19 protein-coding genes and 1 riboswitch are annotated in these 20,822 nt (G+C 73.6%); of the genes, 8 read left to right on the forward strand and 11 right to left on the reverse strand.

Annotated features, from left to right (window positions below):
• Positions 1-101: 101 nt before the first annotated feature.
• The 4 genes from smpB to ACFYO8_RS03075 are packed head-to-tail and all read right to left on the reverse strand — an operon-like array spanning position 102 to position 2,783.
• Positions 102-593, reverse strand: coding sequence for an SsrA-binding protein SmpB (smpB, locus tag ACFYO8_RS03060; protein WP_354863470.1), 492 nt, complete (start codon positions 591-593; stop codon positions 102-104).
• The gene (locus ACFYO8_RS03065; protein WP_354863469.1) at positions 566-1,234 is read right to left on the reverse strand and encodes a lysoplasmalogenase; all 669 of its coding nucleotides are present in this window, start codon (positions 1,232-1,234) and stop codon (positions 566-568) included. The genes smpB and ACFYO8_RS03065 overlap by 28 nt, the downstream gene beginning before the upstream one ends.
• On the reverse strand, positions 1,231-2,058 hold the full coding sequence (locus ACFYO8_RS03070; protein WP_387188437.1) for a sterol desaturase family protein: 828 nt from the start codon (positions 2,056-2,058) through the stop codon (positions 1,231-1,233). Before ACFYO8_RS03070 ends, ACFYO8_RS03065 begins: the two co-directional genes overlap by 4 nt.
• Complete coding sequence (locus ACFYO8_RS03075) at positions 2,055-2,783, reverse strand: GntR family transcriptional regulator (RefSeq protein ID WP_354863467.1); 729 nt, start codon at positions 2,781-2,783, stop codon at positions 2,055-2,057. Before ACFYO8_RS03075 ends, ACFYO8_RS03070 begins: the two co-directional genes overlap by 4 nt.
• A gap of 137 nt (positions 2,784-2,920) precedes the next feature.
• Between ACFYO8_RS03075 and htpG the strand changes: the two genes are divergently transcribed.
• On the forward strand, positions 2,921-4,804 hold the full coding sequence (gene htpG / locus ACFYO8_RS03080; protein ID WP_354863466.1) for a molecular chaperone HtpG: 1,884 nt from the start codon (positions 2,921-2,923) through the stop codon (positions 4,802-4,804).
• 66 nt (positions 4,805-4,870) lie between these two features.
• On the opposite strand, the gene ACFYO8_RS03085 is transcribed toward htpG, so the two are convergent.
• The 3 genes from ACFYO8_RS03085 to ACFYO8_RS03095 form a co-directional block, all read right to left on the reverse strand.
• The gene (locus ACFYO8_RS03085; protein ID WP_387256733.1) at positions 4,871-5,119 is read right to left on the reverse strand and encodes a hypothetical protein; all 249 of its coding nucleotides are present in this window, start codon (positions 5,117-5,119) and stop codon (positions 4,871-4,873) included.
• Positions 5,120-5,279: 160 nt separating this feature from the next.
• The gene (locus ACFYO8_RS03090) at positions 5,280-5,756 is read right to left on the reverse strand and encodes a winged helix-turn-helix transcriptional regulator (protein WP_387256735.1); all 477 of its coding nucleotides are present in this window, start codon (positions 5,754-5,756) and stop codon (positions 5,280-5,282) included.
• 46 nt (positions 5,757-5,802) lie between these two features.
• On the reverse strand, positions 5,803-7,359 hold the full coding sequence (locus tag ACFYO8_RS03095; RefSeq protein WP_354863463.1) for an LLM class flavin-dependent oxidoreductase: 1,557 nt from the start codon (positions 7,357-7,359) through the stop codon (positions 5,803-5,805).
• Between the two features lie 165 nt (positions 7,360-7,524).
• Positions 7,525-7,670: riboswitch (cyclic di-AMP (ydaO/yuaA leader) on the forward strand.
• Between ACFYO8_RS03095 and ACFYO8_RS03100 the strand changes: the two genes are divergently transcribed.
• Together ACFYO8_RS03100 and ACFYO8_RS03105 are read left to right on the forward strand one after the other, a co-directional pair.
• Positions 7,669-8,307: a transglycosylase family protein gene (locus ACFYO8_RS03100; RefSeq protein ID WP_387256737.1), complete on the forward strand. Its 639-nt coding sequence runs from the start codon at positions 7,669-7,671 to the stop codon at positions 8,305-8,307. Its footprint overlaps the riboswitch before it by 2 nt.
• A 220-nt stretch (positions 8,308-8,527) precedes the next feature.
• Positions 8,528-8,977: a YbaB/EbfC family nucleoid-associated protein gene (locus tag ACFYO8_RS03105; RefSeq protein ID WP_354863461.1), complete on the forward strand. Its 450-nt coding sequence runs from the start codon at positions 8,528-8,530 to the stop codon at positions 8,975-8,977.
• A 134-nt stretch (positions 8,978-9,111) separates the two neighbouring features.
• Here ACFYO8_RS03105 and ACFYO8_RS03110 read toward each other — a convergent pair whose 3' ends face one another.
• The 4 genes from ACFYO8_RS03110 to ACFYO8_RS03125 all read right to left on the reverse strand — a co-directional run bounded on the left by ACFYO8_RS03110 (position 9,112) and on the right by ACFYO8_RS03125 (position 15,330).
• Entirely contained in the window at positions 9,112-11,175 is a 2,064-nt protein-coding gene (locus ACFYO8_RS03110; RefSeq protein WP_354863460.1) for a M4 family metallopeptidase, read from the reverse strand.
• A gap of 375 nt (positions 11,176-11,550) precedes the next feature.
• Positions 11,551-13,872, reverse strand: coding sequence for a transglycosylase domain-containing protein (locus ACFYO8_RS03115; RefSeq protein WP_354863459.1), 2,322 nt, complete (start codon positions 13,870-13,872; stop codon positions 11,551-11,553).
• Between the two features lie 115 nt (positions 13,873-13,987).
• Positions 13,988-14,647: a hypothetical protein gene (locus ACFYO8_RS03120; protein ID WP_387188429.1), complete on the reverse strand. Its 660-nt coding sequence runs from the start codon at positions 14,645-14,647 to the stop codon at positions 13,988-13,990.
• Positions 14,648-14,790: 143 nt separating this feature from the next.
• The gene (locus tag ACFYO8_RS03125; RefSeq protein WP_387188427.1) at positions 14,791-15,330 is read right to left on the reverse strand and encodes a hypothetical protein; all 540 of its coding nucleotides are present in this window, start codon (positions 15,328-15,330) and stop codon (positions 14,791-14,793) included.
• A gap of 156 nt (positions 15,331-15,486) precedes the next feature.
• On the opposite strand from ACFYO8_RS03125, the gene ACFYO8_RS03130 reads away from it, so the two are divergent.
• From ACFYO8_RS03130 to ACFYO8_RS03150, 5 genes are all read left to right on the forward strand, one after another.
• Positions 15,487-16,428: a diacylglycerol/lipid kinase family protein gene (locus ACFYO8_RS03130; protein WP_387188425.1), complete on the forward strand. Its 942-nt coding sequence runs from the start codon at positions 15,487-15,489 to the stop codon at positions 16,426-16,428.
• A 29-nt stretch (positions 16,429-16,457) separates the two neighbouring features.
• Complete coding sequence (locus tag ACFYO8_RS03135) at positions 16,458-16,886, forward strand: hypothetical protein (protein WP_387188424.1); 429 nt, start codon at positions 16,458-16,460, stop codon at positions 16,884-16,886.
• Positions 16,887-16,931: 45 nt separating this feature from the next.
• A complete protein-coding gene (locus ACFYO8_RS03140; protein ID WP_387188422.1) occupies positions 16,932-19,724 on the forward strand; it encodes an FAD-binding and (Fe-S)-binding domain-containing protein in 2,793 nt (930 codons plus the stop codon).
• Entirely contained in the window at positions 19,724-20,143 is a 420-nt protein-coding gene (locus ACFYO8_RS03145; protein ID WP_387256740.1) for a glutaredoxin domain-containing protein, read from the forward strand. The genes ACFYO8_RS03140 and ACFYO8_RS03145 overlap by 1 nt, the downstream gene beginning before the upstream one ends.
• A 285-nt stretch (positions 20,144-20,428) precedes the next feature.
• On the forward strand, positions 20,429-20,809 hold the full coding sequence (locus tag ACFYO8_RS03150) for a VOC family protein (protein ID WP_387256742.1): 381 nt from the start codon (positions 20,429-20,431) through the stop codon (positions 20,807-20,809).
• Positions 20,810-20,822 lie beyond the last annotated feature (13 nt).

A 20,822-nucleotide genomic window follows, 5' to 3' on the forward strand; every position in this document is an offset into this window, starting at 1 on the left:
CCCTTCCGTCCGGTCCACCGGCGAACCGGCGGTAGGTGTGATCGGTCGCCCTCCACCCTGCCGGAACCAGCGGACAGGAACTGTCCGCGACATGTGGCGGATCAGGTGCGACGGCCGGCTGCGCGGCCCTTGAGGCGCCGGCCCATCTCCCGGGCGATCTCCTTCTTGGCGTCCCGCTCGGCCAGCGCCTGGCGCTTGTCGTACGAGCGGCGACCCCGGGCCAGGCCCAGCTCCACCTTGGCCCAGCCGTCGGCGAAGTACATCGACAGCGGCACCAGCGTGACGCCGCCGTCGCGCAGCTTCTCCAGGATCCGGGCGATCTCCACCCGGTGCAGCAGCAGTTTCCGGGTGCGCCGGGGCGCGTGGTTGGTCCAGGTGCCGAAGCCGTACTCGGCGATGTGCAGGCCGTACAGCATGATCTCGCCGTCGCGCTCCTGGGCGAACGCGTCGACCAGCGACACCCGCCCCTCACGCAGCGACTTCACCTCCGTGCCGGCCAGCACGATGCCCGCCTCGTACGTCTTGAGGATGTCGTAGTCGTGCCGTGCCTTCTTGTTCGAGGCGATCAGCTTGCGCCCGTTCTCCCTGGCCACGCGAGCAGGGTACCGGCCGGCGGCGGCTGCGGGCCGGTCGCCGGGCGCGTCGCGGTCACCCAGCCGGTGGTGATCAGCAGCAGCGCGGCGCAGTAGGTGACCATCACCAGCAGGCCCCGCCCGGGCAGCTCCACCCCGGCCGCGCCGATGCCGATGAGCAGGTCGGAGACGAGGAAGAGTGCCCCGCCCACGGCGACCCGGGCGGACACCCCGGTCGCGGCGGCGGCCATCAGGCACAGCGCCAGGCTGTAGCCGAGCACCGGCAGCCGCAACGGCCCGAGCATGCTCCACAGCAGCGCGTTCGCGCCCGCCCAGGCGAGCAGGTAGCCGGCCCACGCCACGGCCCGGGCCCGCCGGTACCGCACGAAGGCGGTGATGAACGCGATCTGGGCGACCAGGAAGAAGCCCATGCCGGCCAGGAACGCGGTGTCGCCCCGCAGGAGCAGGGCGACGTCGCCGGCGGTGGCGGCGACCAGGCCCACCGCCACCGCGTCCCACCGGCGCCGGTGCGCCAGGAGGTACGCCAGCAGCACCGGCGCCAGCAGCGGCTTGGCCAGCCACTGGAGCACTGACGAGTCGAGCGCGACGCCGATCAGTTCGACGGCGGCGACCAGCCCGAACAGGGGCAGCAGCCGCCTCATCGGACGGGCTGCCAGCCGGGACGGCCGAGCAGGTAGCCCAGCCGGTGCCGCCAGCAATCGGCCCGGCGTACGTCGGACCAGATGGCGGCGAACTCGTGGGTGGCCACCCGCAGCGGGTTGTAGGTGCCGATGTTCCTGGTGAGCCCGTAGCGCGCGGGGGCGCGCTCGGGCTCGAAGCTGCCGAACAGCCGATCCCAGACGATCAGGATGCCGCCGTAGTTGCGGTCCAGGTACTCGGTGTTCGAACCGTGGTGCACCCGGTGGTGCGACGGGGTGTTGAAGATCCATTCGATCGGCCGGGGCAGCACGTTGATCCTCTCGGTGTGCAGGAAGAACTGGTAGAGCAGACTGACCGACTGCTGCAGGAAGATCATCCACGGTGGGATGCCGAGCAGCGCCAGCGGTAGCCAGAACGGCAGCGAGGTCATCGGCGTCCAGCTCTGCCGCAGCGCCGTCGACAGGTTGTAGTGGACGCTTGAGTGGTGCACGACGTGGCTGGCCCAGAGCACGCGTACCTCGTGGTGGGAGCGGTGGAACCAGTAGTACGCCAGGTCGTCGGCGAAGAACAGGATCACCCAGGTCCACCAGTCGCCGGGGGACAGCTGCACCGGCGCCACGGTCCACAGCCCCGCGAACAGGCCGACGGTGAGCAGCTTCCACGGGATGCCGATGATCTGGCTGCCCAGCCCCATGGACAGGCTGGTGGCGGTGTCGCGCACCTCGTAGCCGCGTTCGTCGTCGTCGGGCAGGAAGCGGTAGGAGACCGCCTCGATCACGATCAGGAGCAGGAACGCCGGGACCGCGTACAGCACGGCGGGGATCATGCGCGCGCTTCCCTTCGGGGGGTGGGGGAGAGGGGGGTGGTGACCGGCGCGGTCAGCAGCGCCCGGGCGTGCCGGGCCGCCGCCGCGCCCTGACCGGAGGCGACAGCCGCGGCGAGACTGCGGTGCCCGGCGACGTCGAGCAGTTCGGCCGCGCGGGCGTCCGGGGGTACGTCGCCGACCGCGAACGTGCCGGCCACCAGGCTGTTGAACGCGAGCTGGTAGGCGGTGTTGCCGCTGCCGCGCACGATCAGCCGCCAGACGGCGATGTTCGCCTCGTGCATCAGGTCCAGGTCGGGGGCCAGTTCGCCGTACTCCTCGGTGGCCCGGACCACCGCGGCGACCACCGCCGCGTCCCCGCGCTCGGCGCAGAGCCGGGCCGCGTCGGTCCCGACGCAGGCCCGCATCTCCAGCATGTCGCGCACCAGCGTCTCGACCGGGAGTACGTCACCGGAGCGCGCCAGGGACAGCGCCAGGTCCAGCCCCGCGTGGACCCGCCAGTCCAGTACCCGGGTCGCGCCGCCCTGACTGACCCGGACCAGGCCGAGCTGTTGCAGGCGGCGCAGTGCCTCCCGGACCGCGTGCCGGTTGACGGCGAACGCCCCGGCCAGCTCCCGCTCGCCGGGCAGCGTCTCGCCCGGCGCGTAGCGGCCGGACACGATCGCGTCCCGAAGCCGGCCGAAGACGTGGTCGGAGACCGAGACACGAGGCGCGGGATCGAAGGTCATGCGCAGCAGTGTGGCCCGAACAGATCAACCCGTCAACTGGTTGGACCAGCCGGTTTCGGGGGCGGCCGGTGCGTGCCGCGATGGTCACGCCTCGTATCCTTTCCGCCGTAGGCCCGCCAGAGTGGAAGGGAGTCGGTGTGAGCGAGACGTTGGAGTTCCAGGCCGAGGCCCGTCAGTTGCTGCAACTGATGGTGCACTCGATCTACTCGAACAAGGACGTCTTCCTGCGCGAACTGATCTCGAACGCGTCCGACGCGCTGGACAAGCTGCGGCTGGAGTCGCTCGTCGACAAGGAGCTGTCGGCCGACACCGCCGACCTGCACATCGAGATCGAGGTCGACAAGGACGCCCGTACGCTCACCGTGCGGGACAACGGCATCGGCATGACCCGCGACGAGGTGGTCGGCCTGATCGGCACGATCGCCAAGTCCGGCACCGCCGAGCTGCTGCGCAAGCTGCGCGAGTCCGCCGACGCCGCCGCGTCCCAGGAGCTGATCGGCCAGTTCGGCGTCGGCTTCTACGCCACGTTCATGGTGGCCGACAAGGTGACGTTGCTGACCCGCCGCGCCGGGCGGTCCGGCGGCACCCGCTGGGAGTCCAGCGGCGAGGGCACGTACTCGATCGAGGAGGTCGAGGAGGCGCCTCAGGGCACCTCGGTCACGCTGCACCTCAAGCCGACCGACACCGAGGACAACCTGCACGACTACACCGCCGAGTGGACCATCCGCGAGATCGTCAAGCGCTACTCCGACTTCATCTCCTGGCCGATCCGGATGACTGTCGACAAGCCCGGCGAGGACGGCGCCACCATCCGCGAGGAGCAGACGCTCAACTCGATGAAGGCGCTCTGGGCGCGCTCGCGGGACGAGGTCGACGAGGCCGAGTACAAGGAGTTCTACCGGCACGTCGCGCACGACTGGGCCGACCCGCTCGAAACCATCCACATGCGCGGCGAGGGCACCTTCGAGTACGAGGCGCTGCTGTTCCTGCCCTCGCACGCCCCGCTCGACCTGTTCTCCCCGCAGGGCCGCCGCGGCGTGCAGCTCTACGTCAAGCGCGTGTTCATCATGGACGACTGCGACGCGCTGATGCCCAACTACCTGCGCTTCGTCAAGGGCGTGGTGGACGCGCACGACCTGTCGCTGAACATCTCGCGGGAGATCCTCCAGCAGGACCGGCAGATCCGCGCGGTGCGCCGCCGGCTGGTCAAGAAGGTGCTCGCCACACTCAAGGACATGTCCGCCGAGTCGTACCGCACGTTCTGGACCGAGTTCGGGCCGGTGGTGAAGGAGGGTCTGCTGGAGGACCCGGACAACACCGAGACGCTGCTGGAGCTGGTGCGCGCCGCCAGCACCCACGACCCGGCCGAGCCGACCTCGCTGCGCGCGTACGTGGAGCGGATGCGCGACGGCCAGACCGAGATCTACTACGCCACCGGTGAGAACCGGACCACCATCGAGAACTCGCCGCACCTGGAGGCGTTCCGCGCCAAGGGCTACGAGGTGCTGATCCTCACCGACCCGGTGGACGAGGTGTGGGTCGAGCGCGTCGGCGCGTACGACGGGAAGACGCTGCGCTCGGTCGCCAAGGGCCAGGTGGACCTGGAGACCGAGGAGGAGAAGGAGAAGGCCGAGGCGGACCGCCAGGAGTACGCCGACCTGCTCATGTTCCTCGGCGGCGCGCTCGCCGACAGCGTCAGGGAGGTGCGCCTGTCCACCCGGCTGACCACCTCACCGGCCTGCGTGGTGGGCGACGCGCACGACATGACGCCGACGCTGGAGAAGATGTATCGGGCCATGGGCCAGGAGGTGCCCCGCGTCAAGCGGATCCTGGAGCTGAACCCGGCCCACCCGCTGGTCACCGGGCTGCGTAAGGCGCACGGGGAGGGCGGCGACACGGCCGCGCTGACCGAGACCGCCGAACTGCTGTACGGCATGGCACTGCTGGCCGAGGGTGGCGAGCTGGCCGACCCGGCCCGGTTCACCCGGATCCTCGCCGACCGCCTGGCTCGCGGCCTGTAGCCGTAGGGAGGGGCCCTTTCTTGTCGCCTGCGCGACAGAGAAGGGCCCCCGTTCAACGCCTGGCGCTCAGGGGAGCGCGGGGTAGAGCGCGGCCACTCCGCCGGACAGTCCGGCCCGGACCCGGCGCGCGACGTCGTCGGCCAGGATCTCGTAGCTGTCCGACTCGATGCCGTCCGCCGCGAGCCGGGCGATCTCGGCCGGGTCGGTCTTCGGGCCGGTCACAGCGGCGGTCATCTCGGTGTCCGTGTAGCCCACGTGCAGGCCCGCGACGCGGACGCCCCGGCCGGCCAGCTCGAGGCGCAGGGTGTTCGTCATCGACCACGGTGCCCGGGTTGCGGGCGGCGGCCCAGACCGTGGCGCCACGCGCGACGAGTTCGGCGGCCAGGTGCCGGCCGAAGCCGCGGTTGGCGCCGGTGACCAGGGCGGTGCTCCCAGCGATCTTCATGTCTCGCTCCGGGGTGTGGGAAGGGGTGCGTCAGGCGGACAGCAGGCCCGGGCCGGGCAGAACGGCCAGCTCACCGGGCGGTACGTCGTGCCCGGCGTCGCAGCGCAGCCGGGCGTGCACCGCCGCGCCGCACTCGTCGTGGGTCACCCGGACCGCCGGGCCGGCCTCGTCGGCGGCGTACGCGTCGCCCCACTGCCGCAGCGCGACGAGCACCGGGATGAGGTCGCTTCCCTTGGCCGTGAGCACGTACTCGTCGCGGGTGCGCTGCCCGGGCTCGCGGTAGGGGCGCCGGTCGAGCAGCCCGTCGCTGACGAGCTGCTTGAGGCGTGCGGCGGCCACCGGCTCGCTGACGCCGACCCGCCGGGCGAAGTCGTCGAAGCGGCGGGTGCCGAACGACGCCTCCCGCAGCAGGAGCAGCGTGGTGCGGTTGCCGACCACCTCCAGCGCCCGGGCGATCGAGCAGTTGGCGGTGGACCAGGAGTCACGCTGGGCGAGGAGGTCCGTCACGGCGTCGACGGTACCCCCTGACTTAGGAAAGCAAAAGCCAGCTGTCTCACAGCTGGCCGGGGAAGAACCCGTACCGGGCCAGCGGCTCGACGATCTGGTGCTCCTCGTACGACAGGTGCGACAGCAGCGTGTCGGTGAGCAGGTCCACCGCCTCCTGGAGGCCGGTGAAGTCCCCGGGCCGGCGGACCAGCTCCACGAGCGCCCGGTCGACGCTCTCCACCACGCCGTGGATCACCACGTGCTCCTCCTCCAGGCGGTCCAGCACGGCGGCCAGCCCGGCCTCGGAGCGGCGCAGGTGCGGGAAGATCGAGGCGTCCTCCAGCCCGTGGTGCTGGGTGACCATGGTGCAGTACGCCGCGCAGTACGCCCCGAGCGTCCAGTTGTTCTGCCGCATGGTCATCTCGTTCAGCGCGGCCCGCGCCCGGCCCGGCGACACCGTGCCCCGCTTGACCTGTTCCAGCAGGTCGCGCACCTGGGCGAGCTCCTGGCGCAGGTGGTCGTGCACGTCGACCAGGTGCTGCCCGGCGGCCTGTCCCCGGGGCGGGTAGGCGTGCCCGGCCGGCGGCGGCGGGGCGCTCGGGCGGGTGGACTCGTCCCAGGGGCGGCGTGCGCTCAGGCGTACCCCCGGGTCCGGGGTGGGGGTGACCCCGAGCGTGCCGGCGCCGCCGCCGGCGGCCTGTTGTCCAGCGGCCGGGCGGGGCTCGGGCGCGGTGCGCTCGGCGGCGACCAGCTCGCGCACCGCGGGCGCGACCTCCTGGCCGAAGATCTGGATCGCGCGCGGCTCGTCGCTGCCGAGGATGAACGTGGTGATGCCGTGCTCCAGCGTGAGCCCGGCCAGTTCCTCCACCCACTGCTCCGGCGGCCCGGCCAGGAGGCCGCCCGACGAGCGGGCGAACGTGCCGGTCACGTTGAGCATGCGGCGGATCGCGGCCGGATCGCGTCCGGCGGCCCGGGCGCCCTCGTCCACCAGGGCGTTCAGGGCGGGCAGCTCGTCGGGGCCCTTCGGCAGGTACGACAGGGACGGCAGCCAGCCGTCCGCGGCGCGGCCGACCAGGCGCAGCATGCGCGGCTTGTACGCGCCGACCCAGATGCCCACCGGGTGCGCGGGCGCCGGGCCGCGCTTGGCGCCGACCACCTGGTAGTGCTCGCCGTCGACGCGGATCATGCCGCGGCGGTCGGTGTCCCAGACCTCGCGGATCACCCGGATCGCCTCGTCGAGGGCATCGACGGCCGCGCCCGGGGACAGGCGTCGCCCGCCCGCCGCCTCGATCGCGTCCCAGAACGCGCCCGCGCCGAGTCCCAGCTCGACCCGGCCGCCGGTGAGCAGGTCCAGGCTGGCGACGCTGCGGGCCAGCACCACCGGCTGGCGCAACGGCAGGTTCAGTACGTTTCCGGCCAGGCGGACGCGTTCGGTGGCGGCAGCCACGTAGGACATCAGCGTCCAGGTGTCCAGGAAGCCCGGCTGGTACGGGTGGTCCTGGAACGTGACCAGGTCCAGCCCCACCTGCTCGCAGAGCCGGGCCAGCGCCACCACCTGGTCCGGCTGCGCGGCGGCGGGGGTGAGGAAACCGCCGAAGGTCAGCTCGTGTCCGTGATCGGTCATCTGTCCCGCCTCCCGTGATCTTGCCCAGCCCTGCCACGGTAGCGCCCGGTAGCCCGGCCGGGTGAAGGGCATCACAAGAAGTGGACGATCGACGCAAAGCGCTCTTAGCGTCGGTTTCGTTCGCAGTAGCGGACACCGCAGGCCGGAAACGCCAAATCCCGCCGTCGGCCGCGGTCACCGAACCTCGTGCGGGAGCGGGGGAACCACACGTTCCACGGTGCATCGTCACCTCGGGGTGAAGCCGCCACCGGCGGCCGGGCTCCTCGGCCCGAACCCGACAGCTCACCTCGTCGGCGTGGAGGAATCCACATGGCAACTGAATACTCAGCCCGAGGCCGCCGTACCGCTCTCGGAGCGGTGATGGCCGGCGCCGCCCTCGGCGCCGCGACCCTGTTCGGCTCGGCCGCTCCGGCCAGCGCGGGCGTCAACTGGGACGCTGTCGCTCGCTGCGAGTCGGGCGGCAACTGGAAGATCAACACCGGTAACGGCTACTACGGCGGGCTCCAGTTCTCCCGCGCCACCTGGAACGGCTACGGCGGCCAGAAGTACGCCGCCCGCGCCGACCTGGCCAGCCGGTCCGAGCAGATCGCCGTCGCGGAGAAGGTGCTGCGCGGGCAGGGCATCGGCGCCTGGCCGGTCTGCGGCAAGAAGGGCGGCTCGGCGAAGAAGGGTTCCGGGTCGGCCACTGCCGACAAGCGGTCAGGCGTGAAGAAGGCCGCGCCGCGGCGTCCCGCCACGAAGAGGGCCGCACCGGAGCGGGCCCTCGTCGCGCCGCGGCCCGGTACCGGCGCCGGGACGTACCTGGTCCGGCCCGGGGACACACTGTCAGAGATCGCCGTGGCGCAGCGCGTCGACGGCGGCTGGCGTGCCCTGCACGAGCGCAACCGCACAGTGGTCGGTGACGACCCGGGGCTGATCTTCCCCGGTCAGCGGCTGCGCCTGCGCTGAGCGGTTCCGGCGGCGCCCGGCCGGTTCACCCCGGCCGGGCGTTCGCCCGTCCGCGACACGCCGCGTCAACGGGTCTCCGCCTGGGCGCGACACGCCGCACCACGGGCGTCCGGCCTGCTCGCGGTGCCGGAGGGCGACCCACGCCGGCAGGTGAGCGCGATTCGTCGGGGCCGGTTGCTAGGGTTCCGGTGCTCGGCTAAGACGTGAAGAAAGCGCGGATATGACCAACGACCCGTTCTCGGCGGCCGCGAGCCTCGATGAGCTGCTGACCCGTACCCAGCAGGCGCTCACCTCGATGCGCTCGCGGGCCTCGGCGCATGCCGACGGCGAGGCGGGCGACCTGCTGCGCGCCGAGGGCACGGCCGCCGGCGGCCGGGTCCGCGCCGTCGCCGTCCAGGGTGGCCGGCTGGATTCCGTGACGATCGACCCGGAGCTGGCCGGCGAGCCGCTGGGCGTCCTCTGCGAACACCTCGTCGCCGCCGCCAACGCGGCGCTGTCCGAGCTGGACGCCCAGGTCAGCGCGTCCGCGCGGGCCGACGCCGACGCGCTCGCCGCCCGGCTCGGCAGCATGGGCGACCAGGCCGAGCTGTTCGGCCGCGCGATGCACGAGGCGGCCGCGCGGATCCACCGCGACCGGGGCGCCGCGTCCCAGGGCGCGCGCCCGGCCTGACGCATCGGTGCCGGCCGGACGACGCGCTCGGCCCGGCGTGACGAAGCGGCCGGCCCGGCGCGACGGCAACCGGCCGGGCGCGACGAGGCGGCCGGCCGTCGGGAGGACGACGACCGGCCGCGCTACGCCACGGGTCAGCTCAGGTTGACCGCGGTGTCGTCGACGACGAAGGACGTCTGCAACGAGCTGTCCTCCACGCCGCTGAACGAGATGGTCGCCGTGGTGCCGGCCAGCGACGAGATGTCGAAGGACCGCTGCACGTAGCCGGTGGCCTTGTTCAGGTTGGAGTAGGTGGCCAGCGTGGTGCTGCCCGCCTTGACGGTGAGCTTGTCGTACGCGGTGCTGGTGGTCGACTCCGCGCTGTCGATGTGCAGCCAGAAGCTCAACGTCGCACGGCATCCGGCCGGGATCGTCACCGACTGACTGAGCGTGTCGGTGTGCGACGAGCCGTATCCGTCCAGCCACGCCTTGTACGAGCCGCCGTGCGCGGCCTGGCCGCTGTTGGTGGTGATGACGCCGGACGAGGCGCTCCAGCTCACGTTGCCCGACTCGAAGCCCGGGTTGGCGAGCTTGTTGCCGGAGCAGCCGCCCGGCGGCGGGGTGGTCGTGGTGCTCGGGGTGGGCGTCGGGCTGCCGCCGGAGCAGGTCGGGTCACCGGACTGGGCGGGCACGCTCACCGCGTCCCAGGCGGCCTTGACCGTGTTGAACTCCGCGCAGCTGCCGGGGTAGAGGTTCTTGGCCGCCTGCAGCGTCCAGGTGCGGTACTTCAGGTACGACGAGGACGAGGTCTTCAGCAGCATGCCGTTGTACATGATCTTGATGGCCTTCTGGATGCCCAGGCCGGTCACGCTGCTGCTGTTGCAGGTCGAGCTGGACGGCTGCCCGTTCGTCGGGCTGCTGCCGTTCGCCAGCAGGTAGAACCAGTGGTTGCCCGGCCCGGCCGCGGCGTGCACCTCGGTCGACGGGATGCTGCTGGAGTAGCAGTTCGGGTCGCCGAGCGCCGACGGGTTGTACATGTTGCGGATCGGGCCGGAGCCGACCAGGTTGATCTTCTCGCCGACCAGGAAGTCCGGCGCGTCGTAGCTGGACGGCTCGTTGGCGAACCACTCGGTGGCCGCGCCGAACGTGTCCGCCACGAACTCCTGCGTGCCGCCGCCGGAGATGCCGCCCGGGGTGTTGTCGTCGATGCCGTGGCCGATCTCGTGCGCCACCACGTCCAGCGAGCCGATCCACTGACCGGCGGTGTTCTTGCCGATCTGCACCTGGCTGCCGTCGTAGTAGGCGTTCTGGTCGTTGAGGCCCACCCGGATCGGCCAGTAGCCGCCGTTGCCGTTGGCGCCGTTGCGGCCCAGCCACTGGGCGAGCATCTTGTGCTCGGTCTGCGCGGAGAACAACGCGTCCACGCAGCCGGTCTCCTTGTTGGTGCCGGTGCCGTTGCCCCACACGTCGTCGGAGCCGCTGAACGTGGTGTTGTTCGCCGCGTCCTGGCAGCTCAGGTTCGTGACGGTCGGGTCCTTCATGGTGTACGTGGAGCCCGACTGGGTGGTGTTGAGCGTGAGCGGGCTGGGTCCGTTCCAGGCGCCGGTGCCGGTGCCGCGTACCACGTGCTCCTGCTGGCGCAGGACCGCGCCGGTGCGGGCGTCGACGTCGACGGTGAGCCGGCTGGGGCCGTCCGCGCTGGTGCCGCGTACCGTGGTCTCCCAGGCCAGCGCCGGTGCGGCGCCGAGCGTGTAGACCACGAGCGTGGTGCCCTCGACCGCGCTCACGGTCTTGAGCTGTGCGCGTGCCGTCTTCGCGGCGGCGGCCCGGGTCAGCGCGGGCGTGGTGGCGAGGGCGCCGATCGGGCGCTGCTGGGCGACCGAGGCGTACTTCAGGTTGCCGGCGGAGTCCGTGGCGAGCACGAAGTCGCCGCCGACCACCGGCAGTCCCTTGTAGGTGCGCTCGTAGGGCACGTACTGGGTGCCCTCGGAGGAGATGACCGGCTTCTGGACGAACGCGTCGTCAGTGCCGGCCTGCAGGTACGCGGGGCGGTCCGCGACCAGGGCGCGGGCCGAGTCGGCGGCGGCCGCACGGGCCTGGGCCGGGTTCGGGGCGGCGGGTCCGGGTGGCGCGGCCTGCACGGCCGCGGCGGTGCCGGCGGCGAGGATGCCGGCCGCGGCCGCGCCGGTGAGCGCGGCGAGGCGAGGTGAGAGTTTCACGGAGGTCTGCTCCTGTTCTACAGGTGCGCCGCACGGAGCCCGGTGGGGTCGGGCGGCGCGGTGGTGCGAGGCAGGGTGACGGCCGGTCACCGGAGCTGCCGGCGTGGCTCCGGGTCGACAGATCGACCGTCGTGAGTCGCCGGGGGTCGGCGGCTCGCTGGTGCACAATCACACGCCGCCCGAGCCCGGAGCAATGGGTGACCTGGGCAACCGACACTCGCCGTGCGCCCCGCCGCGGACCTCCACGCACGCAGCCATGATCTTCAATAGCCCCTGATCAGGGCGAATATCGTCGATGGTGAATGGGTGCCGGTGCAAATTGCGGACGTTGCCGCTGTGCGCGGATGGCGCACATAGACGCGAGGCGACAGCGGGTCAGCGCGGACCGCGGGTCCGCGTCGGCGCCCCGGTGGGCGGCGGCGGTAGTGACGGCGTCAGCGTCGGCCGCGAAGTCGGCCGTCCGGTCGGGTCCGGGCTGGGGCTCGACGAGGAGGGACTCGGGCTCGGGCTCGGCGACTCCGACGGCGTCGGCGCGGCGGTGGTCGGCGGCGGTGGCGCCGACCGGGTCGGCTCCGGGGTCTCGCCGGGGAACTTCGGCTCACCGAAGCGGTACTTGTCCGGGTCGAGTCTCATCGCCTCGGTGGCCTTGGTCATGAACTGCCGCCAGATCGGCGCGGCGCCGGTCGAGCCGTACACCTCGTAGCTGCCGCCCCTGGTCCGCAGCGGTTTGCCGTCGGTGGTGCCCAGCCACACCGCCGAGGCGAGCGCGCCGGTCCAGCCCACCATCCAGGTGTGCACGTTCTGCGTGGTGCTCTGCCCGGCCTGCCAGGTGCCGGTCTTGCCGGCGGAGTCCCAGCCGTTGCCCAGTTCGGCGGCCCGGACCCGGCGCAACGTCCAGTCGAGCTGGTCGATCGCCTCTCGGTCCAGCCCCAGGTCCGTCGTGCGCAGTTGCTCGGTCCACACGTCCTCGTCGTCCTTGCTCACCGACCGGACGAAGTGGGCGTCGGCGCGCTTGCCGCCGGCCGCGAACGTGGCCATCCCGTTCGCGTGGTCCTGCACGGTGATGCCGTACTGCCCGATCCCGACCTCGGTGGAGAACCGCTTCGCGACCTGATCGGCGGGGTCGCTGCGCAGGTCGACCCGCTGCGGCCGGGGGTTGCCCCGCACCGTCTCCCACATCGACTCCACGCCGGCCTGCCGCGCCGTCTCGATCACCTTCGCCGTGCCCAGCTTCTCGGTCAGCTCGAAGTAGGTGACGTTGAGCGAGGCGACGGTGGCCTCCCAGAGCGCGCAGTCCGGCTGGCAGGCAGCGTGCTCGGCGTTGCGGATCGGCCCGGCCGGGCTCCCCTTGGTGCGCCCCGAGGCCGGGAACTCCTTGGTGTCCGGCGAGTCGAACCGCTGCTTCACCGAGATCCCGTCGCGGACGGCGGCGGCCAGGTCGTACACCTTGAACGACGACCCCGGCGGGTGCTGGCCGAAGCCGCGGGCCTCGCCGTTCTCGTCGGAGTACCAGCCGGCGTAGTCCGCGCCCGAGCCCTTGTCGCCGCCGTAGTAGCCGAGCACCCGGCCGGTGCCCGGCTCCACCGCCACCAGCGCCGCCTGCCAGTTGCGCGGCTGGCCGCGAACCGCCCTGGGCGCGGTGTCCCGGCGGATGTCCGCCGCCGCCTCGGCCGCGTCCTGCACGCGCTTGTCGATGGTGGTGACGATCCGGTAGCCGCCGTCGCGGATCACCTCGTCGGGCTTGCCGCGGAACGGCTCGATCCCGCGCAGCTCGGCGAGCACGTGGTTGACCACCAGACCGGTCGGGCGGTCCAGGTCGGACCGCCCCGCGTCCTTGTCGATCGGCCGGACCGTGTCCGGGTACGCGAGATCGGCCGCCTGCTGCGGCGTCAGATAGCCGAGCTTGACCATGCCGTCGCGGATGTAGTTCCACCTGTCGATCGAGTTCTGCCGGGCCAGCGCGTTGCGGCGCGGGTCGTAGCCGGGCGAGCCCTCGGGGTCGGCCGGGTCCGCCTCCGGCTGCTTCACCATCGCGCAGAGCACCATCGCCTCGGCCGGGGTGAGCTGCCGGGCAGCGGGCTCGTCCCGGCGCACCGTCTTGCCGAAGTACGTCTGCGCGGCCGCCTCGATGCCGTACGCGCCCCGGCCGAACGGCACGGTGTTCAGGTAGAAACCGAGGATCTCGTCCTTGGAGTACGCGTCGTCGAGCTTCCAGGCGATCACCGCCTCGCGCAGTTTCCGCGAGTAGGTGACACCGCGCAGGTCGGCGGCGATGCGCGCGTACTGCTGGGTGAGGGTGGACGCGCCCTGCCGCTGCCCGCCGCTGACGTTCGCCCAGGCCGCGCGCAGCACACCCTTGAAGTCGATGCCCTGGTTCGTCCAGAAGGTGCGGTCCTCGGCCGCGACGATCGCCTGCTTCGCCGAGTCGTTCATCTGGTCGTACGGCACGATGGTGCGGTTCTGCGCGCCCAGCTTCGCCATCGGCGTGCGCCCGTCGGCGTAGTAGACCGTGGTGGACTCGGGCAGCTTCAGGTCGCTGGGCGTCGGCACGCTGTCGAAGTAGTACCCGCCGGCGACCAGACCGCAGCCGGCCAGCAGCGCGCAGACCGCGAGGACGACCAGCAGACGCCGCCGCCTGCGCCGGGGACGCGCCGCAGGCGCGTCGCCCGGTCCCGGTGTGGTTCCGCTGTTCCGCACGCGATACCTCCGACTGCTCGGCTGAGTCGTGCCCGGCTCGCAGGCTAACCGAGCGGCGCCGACGGCACCGGCCGACGCCGTCGACCGGTGTGGCGCGGGCGGGGCGCTCGACCGGTCAGCGCGCCGTCCACCCGGCGGCGCTGTCGTCGCGTTCCCGTCGGCCGGCGCGGCGGGTCCGCCACCTGTCGTTGGCGCTCGCGTGGAACGGCGCCGGCCGCCACAACGACCACACCCGTGTGCCGTCCGGGACGGCGAAGGTCTCCCGTTCGGCGTACCCGAGCCGCCGCAGCAGCTCCTCCTGCTGCCCGGCGCACGGGTGCGCGTACGTGGGCAGGCTCAACGTGTCCATCCGGCGCTGCGCCGCGGTCAGCGCCTGCGTCGCGCCGCCCCGGGGCGCGGCCAGCAGCGCCAGATGGTTGTGCGCCTCCACCGGCCGGCGTGCCGCCAGCTCGTCATCGAGGCGGCGGAACCGGCCCTCGTCCGGCCCGGCGGCGCCGGCGAGCCGGTCGGCGTACCGGTGGGGGGCGGGGATCGGCCGGTAGCGGTGGAACCACACGCTGGCGGCGCTGCCGTCGGGCAGCAGGAACGCATCGCCGAACAGCATCGCGTGTTCGGTCCAGATCCGCGCCACGGCGGCGAGGACCGGCAGGCGGCGCGTCGTGTCGGGGACGAGCCAGGCGGCCAGGGCGGTGGGCGCGAGCGCCTCGGCGACGAGATCGGCGATCCGGCCGATGTCGCACCAGCGGGCGCGGACGACGGTCAGGGCTGTGCTCATGGACGGACTCCTGTGTCCAGGGTGGTCGGGTGGGGTCGGTTGCGGGCGCCGGACGACAGTCGACGGCGCGGCCGCGGCGGGCGGCGGTCGGACGGGACGCGTACGTGCTCCGGGGTCGGAGCCGGCGCCGGTGGACAGCCCGCTCAGGCGGGCCTGGTGTCGGGGCGCGACGTGCGGGAGGGCGGCAGCGGTTCGGCCGCGGTCGGCGCGTACCGGTGGGTCAGCGTCGGCAGCCGCCAGCGGTTCGCGTCCGCGTCGGCGACCTCGCTGTGCACCGCGCCGCCGCTGTGGGTGACCCGTTCGTGCGGCGGCACCGCGGGACCGGTCGTGGCGTGCGCCGCCGGTGCCCGGCTGCGTGCGGGGCCCACCCACCGCGTGCTCGCGGCGGTGAGGGAATACGCCGCCGGCGGTGTGTCGCCCGCCCGCGCGGGAGCCGGTGCGGGGGATGCGGCCGGACCGGCCGGATCGGCCGGGCCGACCCGATCAGCCGGACCGGTCATCGCCTCCGGCGTGTGGGGGAGCGCCCCGGCGGTGGCGGTGAGCGGGCCGGACGGCTGCCGGTCGGCGGCGAGCGCATCCGGGCCGGAGGTGACCCCCTGGGTGCCCCAGGCGACGGCCAGGCCGCCGAGCAGCAGACCGAGGCGCAGCGTGTAGCGCGCCACCCGACCGGTCCGTCCCGACATTCCGCACCCTTCGGATCCGCGCCCGGCGGCACGGATCGACGTTCCGCACTGTACCGAACGTGGTGGCCCGGGCACAGGAACGCCGCCGCCGGGGCGCCGGGCGCGTCGCGCCGGGCGCAGGCGTGGGAAACCGGCGGTCCGGGTACCAGCGGGGCCATGGACACGCGCACGGCCGAACGCCCGGACACCGCCACCGCCCTCGCCCCGCCCCCGGTCGGTGTGGTCGCTGTCGTCGCCCACCGGAAGAAGACGTTCGGGGGCGGCCTCGACGAGCTGCGCTCCCGCCTCGTCGGCGCCGGCGTCGGGAAGCTGCTCTGGTACGAGGTGCCCAAGAGCCGCAAGGCGCCCGAGCGGGTCCGCGCGGCGCTGGACGAGGGCGCCGAGCTGGTGCTGGTGTGGGGCGGCGACGGCATGGTGCAGCGATGCGCCGACGCGCTCGCGGGCAGCGGCGTGCCGATGGGGATCCTGCCCGCCGGCACCGCCAACCTGTTCGCGGTCAACCTCGGCATCCCGGTCGACCTGCCCGAGGCGGTCCGCATCGCGTTGCACGGCCGCCGCCGCGACCTGGACCTGGGCCGGATCAACGGGGAGCACTTCGCGGTGATGGCCGGCGCGGGATTCGACGGCGACCTGATCCGTGACGCCGACCGGCAGCTCAAGGGCCGCTTCGGCCGCATCGCGTACGTCTGGACCGGGCTGCGTCACGTGCGCGGCGAGTGCGTGCGGACCCGGGTCCGGGTCGACGGCGCGGACTGGTTCGACGACGAGGCGAGCTGCGTGCTGTTCGGCAACGTCGGCACCATCACCGGCGGCATCCCCGCCTTCGACGACGCCCGCCCCGACGACGGGGCGCTGGAGGTCGGCGTGTCCACCGCCAGCGGTGCCGTGGACTGGGCGCGCACGCTGGGCCGGATGGCCGCCGGGCGCTCCGAGGAGTCGCCGTTCGTGCGGATCACCCGGGGCCGCAGGATCACCGTGCGGTTCGACGCGCCGAAGACGTACGAGCTGGACGGCGGCGCCCGGGGCAAGGCGAAACGGCTCAAGGTCAAGGTCGTCCCGGGCGCGCTGACCGTGTGCTGCCCCGACCCGGCGGACTGACCGCGCCCGGCCCGGGGCAGGATGCCGGAGTGCCCGACGACATCCGCGACTACCTGGCCGAACTGCTCCGCCGCTGCCGGGACGTGCTCGGCGACGACCTGGTCGGCGCGTACGCCACCGGGTCGGTCGGGCTGGGCGCGTACCAGCCGGGACGCGGTGACGTGGACGTGGCGCTGCCGGCCGCCGCGCCGTTGCCTGAGACGACCAAGCGGACGCTGGTGGACCGGCTGCGGCACGAGGCGCTGCCCTGCCCGGCGCGCGGCCTGGAACTGGTGGTCTACCGGCGGGACGTGGCCGCCTCCGGCACCCCGGAGCCGGGCTTCGAGGTCGAAGTGAACACCGGCGCGGCCATGCCGTTCCGGGCCACCTACGCGGCCCGCCGCGGCGGCCCGCCGCCGTCCGGCCCGGCTGCCCGAGCGTGCCAGCGGCGGGTGCTGGACCTCATCACCGCGCAGTGAGCCCCGCCGTGCGTGACTACTGTGAGTCGGGGAGGTGCGGTGATCATGACGGAGTTGAGCGCGTCCGCGCGGGCCGGACTGGAAGCGGTGGTGCCCGGCGGCGTGACGACCCGGGCCGCGGACCGGCTGCGGATGGCCCACGACGCCTCGCACTACCTGCTGCACCCCGGCGCGGTGATCACCCCGTCCGACGCCGGCCAGGTCGCCGCGCTGCTGGCGTACGGCGGCCGCACCGGCACGGGCCTGACGTTCCGCTCCGGCGGCACCAGCCTCAGCGGCCAGGCCGTCACCGACCGGCTGCTGGTCGACGTGCGGCGGCACTTCCGTGACCTGAGCGTGCTCGACGACGGGCGGCGGGTACGGGTGCAGCCGGGAGTGGTGCTGCGGCACGTCAACGCGCGGCTGGCGCCGTACGGCCGCAAGCTCGGTCCTGACCCGGCCAGCGAGTCCGCCTGCACCGTCGGCGGCGTGGTCGCCAACAACTCCAGCGGCATGACCTGCGGCACCGAGTTCAACACCTACCGGACGTTGGAGTCGCTGGTCCTCGCCCTGCCCAGCGGCACCGTGCTGGACACCGGCGCTCCCGACGCCGACGCCCGGCTGCGCGCCGCCGAACCGGACCTGCACGCCGGGCTGCTGCGGCTGCGCGACCGGGTGCGCGGCGATTCCGACTCGGTGCGCCGCATCCGCGCCCAGTACGCCATGAAGAACACCATGGGGTACGGGGTGAACGCGTTCCTCGACCACGACGACCCGGCCGACCTGCTCACCCGGCTCGTGGTGGGCAGCGAGGGCACGCTCGCGTTCGTCGCCTCGGCGACGTTCCGCACCGTACCCGTGCACCCGCACGCCGCGACCGGCCTGCTGGTCTTCGACTCCCTCGGTGCGGCGATGGCCGCCATGCCGGCGCTGGTGGCCGCCGGGCCGGCGGCTGTCGAACTGCTCGACGCCGCCGCACTGCGGGTCGCCCAGCGCGACCCGAAGGCGGACGCCACGCTGCGCGGCCTGGCCGTGCGCGGGCACGCCGCGCTGCTCGCCGAGTGGCAGGAGTCCGACCCGGCGGCGCTGGCCGACCGGGTCGCAGACGCCGGGCCGGTGCTGGCCGGCCTGCCGCTGAGCGCCCCGGCCCGGCTCAGCGGCGAACCCGCCGCCCGGGCCGCGCTGTGGCACATCCGCAAGGGCCTGTACGCGGCGGTGGCCGGCGCCCGCCCGTCCGGCACCACGGCGCTGCTGGAGGACATCGCCGTCCCGGTCGAGGCCCTGGCCGCCACCTGCGCCTCGCTGGCCGAGCTGTTCGAGCGCCACCGGTACGCCGACAGCGTGATCTTCGGGCACGCCAAGGACGGCAACCTGCACTTCATGCTCAACGAGCGCTTCGACGGCGGGCAGGCTCCGGCACGGTACGCCGACTTCACCGAGGAGATGGTCGACCTGGTGCTCGGCCACGGCGGCACGCTCAAGGCCGAGCACGGCACCGGCCGGGTGATGGCCCCGTATGTGCGCCGCCAGTTCGGCGACGAGCTGTACGAGGTGATGCGCGAGTTGAAGACGCTCTGCGACCCGGCGGGCGTGCTCAATCCCGGCGTGCTGATCGGTGACGACCCGGAGATCCACATGCGGCACCTCAAGACCGTGCCGACGGTGGAGGAGGAGGTGGACCGCTGCGTCGAGTGCGGCTACTGCGAGCCTGTCTGTCCCAGCCGCGACCTCACCACCACGCCCCGGCAGCGCATCGTGCTGCGCCGGGAGATCGCCGCCGCGCGGGCCGCCGGCGACACCGCACTGGTCCGGGAGCTGACCGACGCGTACGACTACGACGCGGTGCAGACCTGCGCGGTCGACGGCATGTGCGCCACCGCCTGCCCGGTGCTGATCAACACCGGTGACCTGGTCAAGCGGCTGCGCGCCGAGGAGCACGGCCAGGCGGCGGGCACCGCGTGGCGCGGCGCGGCCCGGCGCTGGGACGCCACCACCCGGGGCATGGCCCGGGGACTCGACCTGGCCGGGGCACTGCCGCCCGCGCTGCCCGAGGCGGCCACCCGCGCCGCCCGCGCGGTCCTCGGCGCCGACCGGGTGCCGCGGTGGCAGCGGGACCTGCCCCGCGGCGGCACCCCACGCCGCCCTCAGCCGGCCGACGACCCGGACGCCGTTTTCGTCCCGTCCTGCCTCGGCACGCTGTTCGCCCCGGCGCGGGGCGGCACCGGCGTGGCCGCCGCGCTGCTCACGCTCGCCGAGCGGGCCGGCGTGCGCCTGCTCGTGCCGGACGGCGTCGGCGACCTGTGCTGCGGCACCCCCTGGTCGTCGAAGGGGCTCACGGACGGCTACCGGGCGATGCGCGACCGCGTGCCGCCGGTGCTGCGCGCTGCCAGCCGCGACGGCACGTTGCCGGTGGTCAGCGACGCCGCGTCCTGCACGGAGGGCTTCGAGCGGCTGCTCGACGGCGCCGGGGACGTGCGGGTCGTCGACGCGGTCGCGTACACCGCCGGCACGCTGCTGCCCCGGCTGACCGTGCGCCGCCGGATCGGCTCGCTCGCGCTGCACCCGACCTGCTCGTCGGTCCGGCTCGGCCTGGACGACGCGCTGCTCACCGTGGCCCGCGCGGTCGCCGACGAGGTGGTGGTCCCGGAGGGCTGGCAGTGCTGCGGCTTCGCCGGTGACCGAGGGCTGCTGCACCCGGAGCTGACCGCGTCGGCCACCCGGGCCGAGGCCGCCGCCGTCGCGGCACGCCCCTTCGACGGGTACGCCTCGGTGAACCGCACCTGCGAGATCGGGCTGGCGCGGGCCACCGGGCAGCCGTACCGCCACCTGCTCGAGCTGCTGGCCGAGGTGACCGCCTGATGCGCAGCTGGCGGCTCGCCGCGCTGATGCTGGCCGTCGGCGTGGCGGTGGGCGCCGGTCAGGACACGTGGGTGTCGTCGGTGGTGGGCTTCCTCGCGTTCGCCGCGGTGGCGGTGCTCTTCTCGCCGCTGGCCTTCCCCCGGTCGCTGACCGCGGCGCAGGCGCGGCTGCGCAGCGCGGACGACGGCCGGCCGGTCATCTACTGGCGGCCCGGCTGCACGTACTGCCTGCGGCTGCGTCTCCGGCTGGGCGGGCGGGCCCGGCGCGCGTACTGGGTGGACATCTGGCGTGACCCGGAGGCCGCCGCCGCTGTCCGGGCGGTGACCGGCGGCGACGAGACGGTCCCCACAGTGGTGCTGCCGGACGGGGCGGTGGTCAATCCCGACCCGGCGTGGTTGCGGGCGCGGCTCGGGGCCTGACCGGCGAACCCCGGCTCGGGGCCTGACCGGGCGAACCCCGGCACGGGACGGCCCGGCGGGCATACCGTGCGAAGAGGGCGTCACGGACGGTGCCCGCGGAGGGGGAACGATGTCGGCCGGGACGTTGTCGGGGCGGGTCGCTGTGGTCACCGGCGCCGCGCGGGGGATCGGCCGGGCCGGATGGTCAGCGGCACGTCCTTCGCCGCGACGGCGGGCGACAGCGCGCACGTGACCGCCTGACCGCGCCGGGGTGCCGGTGAGGGCGGTCCTGGCTAGGCTCGGGCGATGCATCGATCGCGGTTGTGCGCCCTGATCATCGACGCGCCGCGGGACGAGGCGGGGGAGGCGGCCGCGTTCTGGTCCGCCGCGCTCGGCGCGGAGCTGCGCACCGAGCCGGCCGAACCGGAGTTCACCGGCCTGGCCGACGTGGTGCCCGGGCTGGTCACCGCCGTGCAGTCGGTCGGCGACGCGCCCCGCTACCACCTCGACATCGAGACCGACGACGTGGCCGCCGAGGTCGAGCGGCTGTGCGCACTGGGCGCCACGCCCGTCTCCCGCTGGCTCGACTGCCACGTGCTGCGCGCGCCGGGCGGGCACCTGCTCTGCGTCATCCCGGTGGCGAGCGACAGCGAGCTGTTCGAGACCACCACCGCCCGCTGGCCGTGACCTCGGACGTGAA

Origin of the sequence: Micromonospora sp. NPDC005257 (assembly GCF_042872445.1) — a bacterium.
Lineage (GTDB): Bacteria > Actinomycetota > Actinomycetes > Mycobacteriales > Micromonosporaceae > Micromonospora.